This window comes from Methanobrevibacter sp. (assembly GCF_045646045.1).
GTDB lineage: Archaea > Methanobacteriota > Methanobacteria > Methanobacteriales > Methanobacteriaceae > Methanocatella.
Genome location: NZ_JAZRJY010000012.1, coordinates 1 through 13,758, shown reverse-complemented (window position 1 = coordinate 13,758; position 13,758 = coordinate 1). Strand labels below are relative to the sequence as shown.

Sequence of the window (13,758 nt, the reverse complement as noted above, 5' to 3'; positions counted from 1 at the left end):
ATGAAAGTATAACTCATATTTAATTGGTTTAAACAATTTAAACCATTTTTTTCTTTTTTTAGTAATAATTTTTAACCAAATTTGTTCATTGCTTTTTTTATAATGTTATTTTATATTTTCGACCAGAACCTTTTCCTTTTTTGTGCCTAATTAACAATATTATCATTAATGGCATATATAATTGAAATTAAGAATTAAATTACATATTTTCAGTTCCGATGGGATGAAAATTCGATAGTGAATTATCAAAGAAGTGATTCATCTAATGAATGGGATTAAATTTGCACCCATTAGAATAATCATCGTGTTCATTTATTTAATGGGTGAAACTAAAAATAATAATTAAAGTCATTAAATCTATATAACTCCACTAAATTTTAATTATTTCTTTCAATATTAAATTTTAGCTAGAATTTCACCGATAAATCAATATTTGTAATTACAAATTTGAATGGGATGTTAATTTAAAACAATACTTAATTCTAAAAAGTTACAAATAATTAATGAAAATATCATTGGAAATGTAAGATGAAAGAAAATAACCTAAAACACTACATATATCTATATTAAAAGGAAATAAAAAAGTAATCCCATTCATTTTAAAAATAATGTAAAAAAATAGTGGAATTGTCAAGATTCAAAAATCCTAACACTCCGATCAAGTTTTAATTTTTAATTCAGACTTAATAGGGATTTTTCAAAAGGATATGACCAATCCATTAACTTATGTTCATACTGTGGGTCTTCTATCAATCAAATTTGGAATATTCATTGGAGAATTCGTGTTTTCAATATTCTACTGATTTACTTCATCAGGAATATTGATATTATCCATATTGCCTGCATCTGCAGAATCAATATTGGAGTTATCTAATGGTTTGGAAGAAATCTCAGTCAACCAAGTATCCTGTATAATACTTTCTTCAGAATATATCCATGGAACATCTTTAACACTTGTAGGATGTTCGTCTGGGCAGTGGCATAAATATTTTTCAGCCACTAATCCTGAAACCTTACCTACAGGTATGTAATTTCCACAGTCTGAACACAACACATAACCACCCTCTACAGTATCAGTATCAACCACATGTCTTACCTCTTGACCATTATATGTCTTATTATTCATTATCATTATATAAGAATAATCATCATACATTATATGTGTTTGATTATTTATTGTGATTCTCCAGACTTCTTTTACAACTTTCTGTCCAACATCATCATTAACGGCACTATTATCACTAATACCATTTAAAACAACATTAGCCATATTATTAGTAACAAAATTAGAGTTTTCTCCACTTATAATATTGGTTAATGGGTTATTTTGACTATTGGCCGGATTATTTTGGATATTAGGTTGGTTATTTGACTGTGTTGTGTCATTTGTCTGAATATCTGATGCTACATCATTTAATAAAATATTTTCATTAAATAATGCATATGTTGCAGACCCAACAAAAATCAACCCCAGAATAATTAAACCCGTTAAAATTTTCTTATTCATACTATACAATCTTCATTTACAAATATATATATCTATTTAAAAAATCCGCATATTAAAAAAAAATTATCATTAATTATTCAAACATATTAAAAATAAAATTACATATTTTCAGTTCCGATGGGATGAAAATTCGATAGTGAATTATCAAAGAAGTGATTCATCTAATGAATGGGATTAAATTTGCATCTATTAGAATAATCATCGTGTTCATTTATTTAATGGGTGAAACTAAAAATAATAATTAAAGTCATTAAATCTATAACTCCACTAAATTTTAATTATTTCTTTCAATATTAAATTTTAGCTAGAATTTCACCGATAAATCAATATTTGTAATTACAAATTTGAATAAGATGTTAAATTAAAACAATACTTAATTCTAAAAAGTTACAAATAATTAATGAAAGTATCATTGAAGGTGTAACTTGAAAGAAAATTACTTAAAACACTACATATATCTAAAGGAAATAAAAAAAGTAATCTCATTTATAAAAATAATGTAAAATAGTGGAATTGTTAAGATTCAGAAATCCTAACACAAATCAACCTCAGAATAATTAAACCCGTTAAAATTTTCTTATTCATAATATACACTTTTCATTTACAAAAATATTTAAGTAATATCAAATTCATAATGTAAAACACAAACTGATTTAATTGATTATATGATTACTATTACTAGAAAAGAAGAAGTTGTTTTCAATCAGATTAAAATATTTGATGTGGAATATGATGGGACTATTCCAATGAATGCTCTTAAAAAAGAGTTATGTTCTGGGGGTTTTCACGAATACGATTTAGTTCAAGTCTTAAATTCTCTTTCAAATAAAAAATTGATTAAGTTTGAAGATTCTAATATTAAATTGTTGGTTTCAGATAAGGAAATTAATACTGTAAATTCCAAAAAGGATTTGGAGGAATTAGAGTTAAATATTAAAGAGAAAGAATCTTTTGATTTAATTAAAACTTTAGTTAATGAGAAAAACCTGGTTTCCAAATATATTCTTGAAGGTAACTTGCTTTATGGCGATTTGAAATTAACTAATTTTAGGATGTATCATATAATTTTATCTTTGGAAAATAAGGGTCTTTTAAAACATATCCATAAATCTGATGGTGAATACTACTTATTGGTTGAATAATATTTTTTACATAAATTTTATTATTCTAGTATTATTTTTTTCTAATTTTATCATAATATTTATATATATTTAAAATAAAAATATGTATAAAGAAATATGAATTAAGGTTTTTTCTATGATGAGAATAAGTATGTCACTACCTAAAAAATTATTGGCTGATTTTGATGAAGTGCTAAAAGAAAGAGGTTATCAATCTCGTTCAAAAGGTATTCGTGATGCACTTCAAGATTATATTGTCCGTTATCAATGGATGAATTCAATGGAAGGGGAAAGAATAGGAATTGTAACTATTATTTATGACCACCACTACACCGGAGTAATGGAAAATCTTGCAGAAATCCAACACAGTTTCAGAAATGAAATTAACACCAGTATGCATATACACATGACAGATAAATACTGTATGGAAATTGTAGTAGTTAATGGTGATATTGCAGAAATTAGGGAGTTAACTGAAAGGATTATGAGACTTAAAGGTGTAGAACATGTAAAATTAACAAGTACTGCAAATGGTGAAGAATTTAGTGAACCTGATGGACATTCCCATGATCATCATCACTAATCTTTTTTTATTTTTTCATGAAATTTCAAACCACCCATTATCATTTAGATTTATTGAAAGATACTGAAAGGGTATCTGCTTTTTTTGAAGCTATTGATAATTATTCTGGTAATACAAATTTAGCTTATGATTTAGGATGCGGATCAGGCTTATTGTCTTATTTTTTAAGTGATAAATTCGATGAAATAAAATCTATTGAAATAGATTCTAAAGCAAGTAAATGTGCATCTGAAAATCTTAAAGAATTTGATAATATTGAAGTAGTTAACGAAGATGTTTTAAACTATAATTTTACTGAAAAAGCAGATTTAATTGTGTGTGAAATGCTGGATACCGGACTGATTGATGAGGAAGAGGTTCAGGTATTGAATTACGCACGCAAATTTCTTAAAGAGGATGGTGAAATAATTCCAAATGCAATTATAAATATTGCTGAATTAGTTAATATGCAAAGACATTATATTCATTGGGATGAAAATGCCTCTTATGAAATTTTGTCTAATCCACTTGATTATTCTAAAATTATTTTTAAAGAAGAAATAAATCCTTATTTTGAAACAGACCTGAAATTTAAGGTTAATAAAGATAAAATAGCTAATGGAATTAAAATAACTACTGTTTGCATTCTTAATGATAATTTGGTTTGCGGGCCAACACCAATGTTTAATCCTCCATTATTAATTCCAATTGATGAGATAAATGTAAAATGCAATGATTTAATTAATGTTAAATTAAAATATATTATGGGGCAAGGTATAGAAACTATTGAAACCCAAATAATATAAGGTGATTTTATTTCTTTTAGGGATGAATTGGTAGATTTTCTTGATGGTTTTGAGAAATTAATCATTGTTGGAATTGGAAATGAGCTTAAATATGATGACGGTGTAGGTCCATACATTATTTCCAGATTAAGTAAATTAAATTTAAATGAAAATATATTGCTTATAAACGCCCAAACAGTTCCTGAGAATTTCACGGGTAAAATTAGAAAAGAAAATCCTTCACACATTATATTGGTTGATGCATGTTTAATGGGTTTAAGCCCCGGCGATTATAAAATTGTTGATAAAGATGATTTTGCAAATATAGGCATTTCTACACATTCGATGTCCTTATCATATTTTGTAAAATTTTTAAATCATGATAATATTTTATTTATAGGTATTGAACCAAAATCATTGGATTTAATTGATCAGGATTCATTAGGTGTTTTGAATGCTGATTTGATGGATTTTAATGGTGAATTAACTGAAAATATTCAAAAGAGTGCTGATGAAATTATAGAATTATTGGGGGAATTATTATGAAAATTTTGTTTATAGGTTCACGTTTGTATGATGATATTGATTATTATGTTAGGCAGAAAGGTATAGATAGTATTTTAACTGAATCAAATGAAGAAGCTATTAATTTAGATTTACCTGATCAGGTTTTTATTGTACCTAGAGGAATGGATGGACCAAAACAAATTGCTGTTACTCAAAATGTTGATGCGATAGTTCCATTAATTGGAATTGATCCGCCACTGATACAGGTTGCTCAAATGAAAGAAGAGTTAGAGAAAGATTATGGAATTCCTGTAATTGCAGCAGATATTCGAGCAGTTGAGTTAACCTCAAATAAAATAAATACAAAGAAATTCTATGGTGATATTGGTGTTGCTACACCGGATTATCAAATTTTAAATAGTCCTGATGACTTAACTCTTGATTTTCCAGTTGTTTTAAAACAGGGTGAAGGTCAGGGAGGAAAGGATATTAAAATAGCACATAATTCGGATGATGTAAATGAATACTTTGAAGAATATTCCTATGCATTATGTGAGAAGTTTATTGAAGGGTCTGAAATTTCAATAGAAGTGCTGGGTTATAATGGTGAATATGTTGCTCTTCCACCAATTTATAAAGGTGAAACAACTCTTGAAGGTACACACCCGCTTAATAAAGTTAAATTAGGGCCTTCTTTGGTTGATGGACTTGATAACAATCTTGTTCAGCATGTGGCATATGATGTTGCACGTAATCTGGATTCTGATGGTATATTTGAAATGGATTTTATGTATTCTCATAAAGAAGACAAATTATATGCGATTGAAGTCAATACAAGACCTAATGGAACAAGATATCTGACTTCCGCTACATGTGGTATTAATTCATTATGTGAGCTAATTAACATGGCCTGTGGCGATTTTAGCTTAAAAAATATTTTTGATAAACTTGAATATTACTATTCAACAGAAATTCCTATCGGTAATTATCATGGTCCTGAAATTAATGAACCTAAAAAATCTTTTGACAATAATGATTTTGTTGTTCATGGACCTGAAGGTTATCAAAGAATTACTATCCGTGCTAAATCTAAAAAAGAGCTTGAGGACTTAATTAATGAATTAATATAGTTAACAATTATATACTATTAATTAATAAAATATTATATGTCTAAAATATTTTGTAGTGATTAGTATGAATAATGGAGAAATGTTAATTCTTTTTTTAATAACATTAATTGCAACGATATTCTTTACGTGGTATGTAAAAAGGATATTGCTTCAAGCAAGGATTACTGATAATCCTATTGTTAGTGAACATAGACATAAAAGCGGAACACCGACTATGGGTGGTATCGCATTTTTATTTTCCATTTCTTTAGTTATTTCACTTTATTATCAAAATACTCCTATTTTAATTCTTTCATTTATCATGCTTACTGGAGGTATTGTAGGTTTGGTAGATGATTTGATTGGACTAAAAGTTAAGGAAGTTCAAAAAGTTGTTGTTAATATTTCTAATGAAACAATAACTTTAGGTAGATTGGATGTTCAACCTCAAGAGGAAGTTAGAGTAGCTACTCCGAAAGCTAAAGCAGAAGTTGATGACTTACTTAAAGAAAACAAAGTTAAGGTTGTTGGTGAAGTTCCAATAAAAACAGAACCTGAAGAACTTGAAAAAATTATTTGTCAGATTGTCATTGGATTGCTTTTGGGATTAACCGGTGCTATTACTTATTTGGGTGGTTTTGAATTAGGCTTGTTAGCTATTCCTGTCACAATTATTGCTGTTTTAGGTTGTATTAATTCCGTTAATTTAATTGATGGTATGGATGGTCTTGCAGCAGGAATTGTTGGTATTGCATCCATTTCATGTTGTATTTATGGTTATTTATTTGGAATGTCACATATTATTCCACCATTTTTGATTTTAGCAGCATTATGTCTTGGATTTTTAGTATTTAATAAGTATCCTGCTTCAATATTTATGGGGGATACCGGATCATTTGTATTGGGTACAGGTTATGCGGCTGCTGTTTTGTTATGTGATGTACCTATCTATGGTGTAATTGCATTAGGCGTACCTATTTTATCTGTTATCGTTAGTTTACTTCACAGGGCACATATTATTAAATTGCCTGTTGAACCTTTACATCATACTTTAAATCATTATGGTTTATCCGAAGTTAAAATTATTTTAATTTATTGGGGTTCTACAGCAATATTATGTGTATTAGGTATTCTTGCTGATATGTATTTGTATTAAATGGGGTTTTAAATGAAGATTAATGAATTAGCTAATTCTATCAATGGTAAAATAGTTGGTAATGATAATTTCTTTTTAAATCAAGATTTCACTGGAAGATTTACTTTATTGAATGATTCTTCAAAAGGAGATATTGTAATAAGACATTGGATTAATGGAAAAGGAATTGAAATAGCTGCCGGCAAAGATATTGCATGTTTGATTACTCAAAATCCAAAAGACGGTGCAATTGAAACTGCTGAAGAATTAAACTTCCCATTGATAGTAACTGATAAAATTGAATTGGCTAATGCTTATGCTTTAGGATGGACTGTTGAAAATTATTCGCCAAATTCCAAAAATATTGTTATTACCGGAACTAATGGTAAATCAACAACATCCCACTTAATATATCATATTTTAAAAAGTGCAGGTTTTCATGTATTTACAAACACTGACAGTGAATCCGAATTTAATACCTTAATAGATCCTATGGTTTCTAAATTAATTTCTGACGAAGTTAATGCAAACGGTGAATTGGATTATTTGGTCATTGAAGTATCTGAAGTACAAGGTTGGCTAGGAAATTTAATGAAGAATCATGCTTCTTTGATGTCCAATGCCTTAAATCCTGAAGTTGGTGTTATTACCAATATTGCTATGGATCATATTGGTCTTGTAAATTCAATAGATGAAGTTTTTGATGAAGTAAGTGCTGTTCCACAATCTATAGGTGATGGAATAACAATTTTAAATTATGATGATGAACTTGTTAGAAAATTGGATTCTAAAAATCCGTTTTACTGGTCCATGAATGATAAATCTGTTGATTTATACTTTGATGATGGAATTTTTTATGGTAATGAGTTAATAATTAAAAAAGAGGATTTACCTTTTACCAGCAATCATTTTATACAAAATATTTTATCTGCCGTTGGTGCTTGTCTTAGTTTAGGCATTGATTTGAATGAAATAAGAAATGGTGTTAAATCTTACCGAGCACTAAATAGGCGTTTTGCTAAATTAAATGATGAACCATTGATTATTGATGATTTTGCACATAATCCCGATGGAATTAAAAATACAATCAAAGAAACTATTAAACTTTTAGGAGAAAATCAAAACTTATTTGTTGCATGTGCTATTAGAGGTTCACGTGGAGTTGAGATTAATCAGTTAAATGTTGAAGCATTGGTTGAAGTTTTAAATCCGGATATTGATTTATTCTTATCCTCCAGTAATGATGTAGTGAATGATTTAAATTATGTTACTCCTGAAGAAAGAAACGTATTTTTTGATGTTTTAAATAAAAATAATGTAAGCTATACTCATTTTGATAATTTATATGACTGTTTATCTGAAGTGTGCAAATTAGCTAATAACGAAGATGTTATTTTGTTAATCGGGGCTCAAGGTATGGACCCTGCTGAATCATTACTCAATCAAATTCTATAAATTTAAATATTATATTAATTAAAATTATAAGTGTATAGATTTTTTTATTCTTATGAATATAATCTAAGAGGATAAAACATGTTTATAAAGATTAGAAGAGACACATTAATTATTTTATTATTAGCGTTTATTTTGATTCTTTGTGGCCGTTTAATTACTTATGTGGCATTCGCTTCATCTGATGAAGTTAATGATGGAGTACCCATCTCTGGAATCATTGTTAAAGGTAATGATATTGTTCCTGTAGAAACTATTAGATTAAACGTAATGCAGGCTGGTTTCCGTGATGGTAGTATTATTTATGGCGATATATTAAAAACTTCTAAAAGGGAAGTTTCGCTGAAGGATGCGATACAATCGGCGCAAGAATTTGTTAAAGAGTCGACGGTTCCAGGTACATCTGTTACTCCGATAACTGCCGCTGATGTTCAAGTTGATAAAAATACGGGAATTGTTACTGTAACTGTAATTGAAGACTTTTCGTCTGTTAAAATAGAAGATAAAAATAAAGAGGGATAAAGTTTGAAAAGATTAAAGATACCGATAATTTTTTTCATAATATTATTAATGACTATGAGTAGTGTAGCGGCTACTTGTAATATAATAATTATCACTGATCCTACTGGTCAAGACCCGAATGGTGCCGCTGCAGGAAGTATGTCCTTTGCGGAGAATATGTTTCAGTCAACATTCTTAATGTCTAAGGATCATCATTTTGCGGTTCTATCAGGGGGTACTGGTAGTTCTGATACTAGGTTAGATTCTATTGTTGATGCTATTGCTAATTTACAAAATAATGCTTCCGCCGCTTCTGCAGCAGCTATTGCAAGTAGTTATAGTGGGGCTCGTTTAGTTGTTGGTGGTCCTTATATGGGCGCAGCTATTGGTGGATCATTTGATGCTTATGTAATAACTGTTAATGATGCAGATAAGTCTATTACAGTAACTCCTTATGGTAGTGGAGTAGCTACTTTACCTCAAGGTCAAAAAGGAGCTATTATTCACTTGAGAAATACTGCAGGTAATCCACTGTATGGTACAGCTGATTCCGTTCGTAAAGAGACTGCAATGAATATTGGAAAAATGATTAGGGATGGTTATCCTGCAACCACTATACTTTCTGAAGCTATGGGTGAAGTTGCTCGTGATTCTGGAGAAAAATATGGTGGTGGTGGAGTAAACCTTGTTTCAGGTATATCCACTTCAGATATGTTTACGCCTCATGAAATGAATTCTACGGGTTATCCGATGGATGAAGCTTACTCCAAAGTTTGTGAAAACTGTGGTTGGGGTGTAGGTTATCCTACTGCAGATAATTATGACAAATGTCCTATTTGTAATCATGATTTAAAAATTGTTTATGCCTATGAGGCATTAGGTAGTACAATTACAGTCAGTCCTGATGCAGTTAGTGTTTCTGTTTATGGTAGTGGTAAAGCAGGTATTGCATCAACTACTAAAGAAATCGTTCAGGCTTCTGTTAATAAATATGGTTATGATTCATCCGCTATTGCAGGATCAATAAATAAGGCTATTAATAACGGTCTTTTAATGGGTGTTGAGCATATTGAACCTAAAGATATAAATGTAAAACCTGATTCTAAGGCTGTTGGTGTTTATTACACTGCACTTCCTGGAGATAGATCCGCACCGCCTTGGGATTTACCTGTTGATGAAAACATCCTGAATATTTTAGGTAGTATTCAAACGGCAGTAGGTATTGTTTTAATTCTATTGGTCATATTTAGAAGTAGGTTATTAAAATCATTCCAGAATAGGTGATTTTTTCACCATTTTATTTTTTTTTTAAGTAGGAGATATTATGGCATTAATTTTAGTTAGAGGTGAAAACAAATCAAAGTTATTAAGTGCTATTTCAGATATGGAAAGGCATGGAAATTTAACTTTAACAACAAAACCAAAAGTTATTAGTGCAGAATTCGCCGATTCTTTAGTAGAACAAATTTTAAAATCAAAACTTAAAACTAATTCTAATGTAGCTACTGCATTTTTTGTTAAAGAAGATACTACTTTAAGTATTTTAAAAATTAAACAAATTCATCCTCCGGCACATATTGTTGTTGTCAGTCAGGAATATAAAGGATATGATGAATTGGAAGAAAAATTAACAATCGCTCATGATATGGAAGGTTATCAATCTTACAAAATGGTTAATGTAGGTAAAATTGATTATTCTGTTAAGGGCGAAAGAAGATATATTCAAAATAATAAATTAAATAGCTATAATGAATAGTTATCTAATTTTAATTTTTTTATTTAACTTTTTTTTAATTATTTCTGGCAGGATGAATAAAAAAATAGTTGTTGAAATAGTTATAATATTAAAATCATAACTATTTTCTTTTAATTTTTACAATATTTGCAAGTGTTCTCTCACCAGATGAATTATTAATGTACTGGCTTAAATCATCATTATTAATACTTTCAAGCAGTGTAATGTTTAATGCTTTTTCTAATTTTTTTGTCAATTTATTATCCGGGGTCATTTTTCCGGATTCAATTCTATTAATAACAGACACTCTTTCATTGATTTTTTTACCTAAATCTTCTCTAGACCAGTTTTTAGCTTCTCTAGCATTCCTTACAGCAGTATTATAATTTTCAATTAATTCGTCTGAAGGTTCATCATTTCTATAATTTCTTTTTGGTTGTGTGGTTTTTCTTCCTTTTTTGTTTTGCTGGAATCTAGGTTTTGGGGGTGCTTTTTGTATTGTTCCAAGTTTAGCACATTCTTTACATACAACCATAACTGATCCTTCAATTTTTGCTCTTGTAGGATTTGTTTCACTTACTGGTTTACCACAAATTTCGCATTCCATATTAATCAGTTTTTTAATGTTAATTATGTAAATTTTTATATTATTTTCATTAATAAATTTTGTTTTTATACACAAAATTTTTGTTTGATTACATTAAAATAAATAACTTTAAATATTTATAATTACTAAATGTTATTAAAAGTAACTTTGTTGTAGAAATTTTAATGGAGATGATTCACATGAATGATTTTGATGATTTGGAAAATTCTTCAAAAGAGGAATTAATTGAAAAAGTTGAATCTTTACAAGAGGAAATCGATTATATTCGTGAAGAAAAATCCAAAGCTAAAAGTAACTTAATGTGGAAAGTTAGGAAATTAGAAAAAGATAAAGTTCTAATTGAAAATGAAAAAATCAGATTAGAAAGAGAAGCTAAATCCTTACGTTCCGAAGTAGAAAGATTTAGATCTCCACCTTTAGTTTTAGCTACTATTACTGAAGTTTTAGATGAAAATAGGATGACAGTTAAAAGTAGTACTGGTCCTAGTTTTCTTGTTAATTACTCAAAATTCTTAGATGAAAAATTATTGGTACCTGGTTCAAGAGTTGCTCTAAACCAACAGACTTTCGGTATTGTTGAAGTGTTGCCTTCAGAAAAAGATGCAAATGTTTCTGGAATGGAAATTGAATCAAAACCTGATGTAACTTATGAACAAATTGGAGGTTTAGACGAACAAATAATTGAAGTTAAAGAAACTGTTGAATTACCTTTAAAAGAACCAGAATTATTTGAAAAAATTGGTATAGATCCTCCAAAAGGAATTTTATTATATGGTCCTCCGGGAACCGGTAAAACATTACTTGCAAAAGCTGTAGCTAATGAAACAAATGCTACATTTATTAAAATCGTAGCTTCAGAATTTGTTAAAAAATACATCGGAGAAGGTGCAAGACTTGTACGTGAAGTATTTGAATTGGCTAAAGAAAAAGCTCCTGCAATTATTTTTATTGATGAACTTGATGCTGTTGCTGCTAAAAGACTTAAAAGTTCAACAAGTGGTGATAGGGAAGTTCAAAGGACTTTAATGCAATTACTTGCTGAATTGGATGGTTTTGAATCCAGAGGAGATATCGGTATTATCGGTGCAACCAACAGACCTGATATTTTGGATCCTGCACTCTTAAGACCTGGTCGTTTTGATAGATTTATTGAAGTTCCTCTTCCTAATGAAGAAGGCAGAAAAGAAATTCTTAAAATCCATACTAAAAGAATGGCATTGGATGAAGAAGCAGACATTGACCTTTTAAGTGATTTAACTGACGGTTTATCTGGTGCAGACTTAAAAGCAGTTTGTACTGAAGCAGGTATGTTTGCTATTCGTGAAAAACGTGATAGGGTAACAGTAGCTGACTTCATGGATGCTGTTGATAAAGTTGTTGATTCTGAACATGATGAAGAATTCAGAAAAGAAGCGGGCGTAATGTTCGGTTAATTTTATTTGTAAAATAAGCCTATGATGAACCCTATGAGCTCTGATTAGTGATGAATGATGGGCGAGCTGAGGCTTATTTTTTATCTATTTTTTGTAAAACTTTATTTATTATTAAAATCTAATAGTGGTAATATGTTTGGAAAAAATGATAATCAATCTAATGAGAGAATTATTTATCAGGCTAAATCTCATTTAATTTTGGGTTGTAAGAAAGCTATTATAGGTTTTATTATATTAATTATTATTTTATCTATATCTGGACCATTTATTCATTTTATTGGGAATATGCAGGTTTACTTAATATCATATATTAAATTACCTTTAACCAGATATGCTGCAATTGCAGTTTTTGTTTTTATACTTATAGATATTTTATATATTATCTGGCAAATTATTGGATGGTATTCCAAGGAATATATTTTGACTGATTCTAAAATCATTGTTAAATCCGGTGTTGTTCTTACCAGTAAAAATTACATGCCTTATGCTACAATTCAGGATATCAATACTTCTCAAAGTATTTTTGCGAGATTGTTTAATGTTGGATCAATTAGTGTTTACAGTGCTTATGATAATAATCAAATAGCCCTTGAAAATATTTCTGAACCATCTAAAGTGGAAGAAATTATATTTTCTAACATGAATAGAAATAGGGGTTATTATCAACCACCACATCAAAATTTAAATAATAATTATCAGCAAGATTATTATCAGTCTCCTCATCAAAATTTTAATGATAATTATCAGCAAGATTATTATCAGTCTCCTCATCAAAATGTTAATGATAATTATCAGCAAGATTATTATCAGTCTTCTCAACAAAATGTTAATGATAATTATCAGCAAGATTACTATCCTGAGGATGAATATTATGATGATGTTGATGTTATTACTCCAATAAAACAGGAGGAGCAATATCAACGCAGACAATATGATTACTATCCTGAAGATTTAAATTATAATAATGTTCAACAGCCAAGATATGAATATGAACCATATGATGAGAGTTTGGAAAATAATATTAATCGTGCAATGAACAATGAATATGAGTCATATCATAATTCACCAAATTCCTATCGTGAAGACTCATATTATAATGAAGTAAGGAACGATTATTCCAATAGTAATGGTGATTATTATCAGGAAAATGAAAGTGATTTTTCATTTGATGAACGTAATCAAAAAGATTCAAATTCTCAAAAAAATAATGTGGATGAATCTAGTGAAAGTGTTATAAAACGACACATTGATAAATTTAAAAAATAATTTATATTTTATTTTAGGTGGAAAATAATGGAATTACT

The 13,758-nt window shown here is 29.0% G+C and carries 14 protein-coding genes; 12 read left to right on the top strand and 2 right to left on the bottom strand.

Translation table 11 applies throughout. The features are described 5' to 3' along the window. Positions 1 to 796: 796 nt before the first annotated feature. A complete protein-coding gene (locus ACKI5C_RS00900; protein WP_407431107.1) occupies positions 797 to 1,507 on the bottom strand; it encodes a hypothetical protein in 711 nt (236 codons plus the stop codon). Between the two features lie 665 nt (positions 1,508 to 2,172). Between ACKI5C_RS00900 and ACKI5C_RS00895 the strand changes: the two genes are divergently transcribed. The 10 genes from ACKI5C_RS00895 (at position 2,173) to ACKI5C_RS00850 (ending at position 10,435) form a co-directional block, all read left to right on the top strand. Next, positions 2,173 to 2,649: a hypothetical protein gene (locus tag ACKI5C_RS00895; RefSeq protein ID WP_407431105.1), complete on the top strand. Its 477-nt coding sequence runs from the start codon at positions 2,173 to 2,175 to the stop codon at positions 2,647 to 2,649. 115 nt (positions 2,650 to 2,764) lie between these two features. Then, on the top strand, positions 2,765 to 3,211 hold the full coding sequence (gene nikR, locus ACKI5C_RS00890; RefSeq protein ID WP_407431103.1) for a nickel-responsive transcriptional regulator NikR: 447 nt from the start codon (positions 2,765 to 2,767) through the stop codon (positions 3,209 to 3,211). A 17-nt stretch (positions 3,212 to 3,228) separates the two neighbouring features. Continuing rightward, positions 3,229 to 3,996: a methyltransferase domain-containing protein gene (locus tag ACKI5C_RS00885; protein ID WP_407431101.1), complete on the top strand. Its 768-nt coding sequence runs from the start codon at positions 3,229 to 3,231 to the stop codon at positions 3,994 to 3,996. 27 nt (positions 3,997 to 4,023) lie between these two features. Then, on the top strand, positions 4,024 to 4,521 hold the full coding sequence (hycI, locus tag ACKI5C_RS00880; protein ID WP_407431099.1) for a hydrogenase maturation peptidase HycI: 498 nt from the start codon (positions 4,024 to 4,026) through the stop codon (positions 4,519 to 4,521). Continuing rightward, positions 4,518 to 5,612 (top strand): acetyl-CoA carboxylase biotin carboxylase subunit family protein, encoded by a 1,095-nt coding sequence (locus tag ACKI5C_RS00875; protein WP_407431097.1) that lies wholly within the window; start codon positions 4,518 to 4,520, stop codon positions 5,610 to 5,612. Before hycI ends, ACKI5C_RS00875 begins: the two co-directional genes overlap by 4 nt. 64 nt (positions 5,613 to 5,676) lie before the next feature. Next, positions 5,677 to 6,747 (top strand): glycosyltransferase family 4 protein, encoded by a 1,071-nt coding sequence (locus tag ACKI5C_RS00870; protein ID WP_407431095.1) that lies wholly within the window; start codon positions 5,677 to 5,679, stop codon positions 6,745 to 6,747. 12 nt (positions 6,748 to 6,759) lie between these two features. Continuing rightward, positions 6,760 to 8,181 (top strand): Mur ligase family protein, encoded by a 1,422-nt coding sequence (locus ACKI5C_RS00865; protein ID WP_407431093.1) that lies wholly within the window; start codon positions 6,760 to 6,762, stop codon positions 8,179 to 8,181. A gap of 78 nt (positions 8,182 to 8,259) precedes the next feature. After that, complete coding sequence (locus ACKI5C_RS00860) at positions 8,260 to 8,700, top strand: hypothetical protein (RefSeq protein ID WP_407431091.1); 441 nt, start codon at positions 8,260 to 8,262, stop codon at positions 8,698 to 8,700. Positions 8,701 to 8,748: 48 nt separating this feature from the next. Then, complete coding sequence (locus tag ACKI5C_RS00855) at positions 8,749 to 9,963, top strand: hypothetical protein (RefSeq protein WP_407431089.1); 1,215 nt, start codon at positions 8,749 to 8,751, stop codon at positions 9,961 to 9,963. Positions 9,964 to 10,003: 40 nt separating this feature from the next. Then, a complete protein-coding gene (locus ACKI5C_RS00850; RefSeq protein WP_407431087.1) occupies positions 10,004 to 10,435 on the top strand; it encodes a DUF356 domain-containing protein in 432 nt (143 codons plus the stop codon). 100 nt (positions 10,436 to 10,535) lie between these two features. Here ACKI5C_RS00850 and ACKI5C_RS00845 read toward each other — a convergent pair whose 3' ends face one another. Next, positions 10,536 to 11,021, bottom strand: a complete 486-nt coding sequence (locus ACKI5C_RS00845) for a multiprotein bridging factor aMBF1 (protein WP_296797856.1) — start codon at positions 11,019 to 11,021, stop codon at positions 10,536 to 10,538. Positions 11,022 to 11,218: 197 nt separating this feature from the next. On the opposite strand from ACKI5C_RS00845, the gene ACKI5C_RS00840 reads away from it, so the two are divergent. Together ACKI5C_RS00840 and ACKI5C_RS00835 are read left to right on the top strand one after the other, a co-directional pair. Next, positions 11,219 to 12,454 carry a proteasome-activating nucleotidase gene (locus ACKI5C_RS00840; RefSeq protein ID WP_407431109.1) on the top strand — a complete coding sequence of 412 codons (1,236 nt, stop codon included), beginning with the start codon at positions 11,219 to 11,221 and terminating at the stop codon, positions 12,452 to 12,454. Between the two features lie 132 nt (positions 12,455 to 12,586). Continuing rightward, a complete protein-coding gene (locus ACKI5C_RS00835) occupies positions 12,587 to 13,720 on the top strand; it encodes a PH domain-containing protein (protein ID WP_407431084.1) in 1,134 nt (377 codons plus the stop codon). Positions 13,721 to 13,758: the final 38 nt, after the last annotated feature.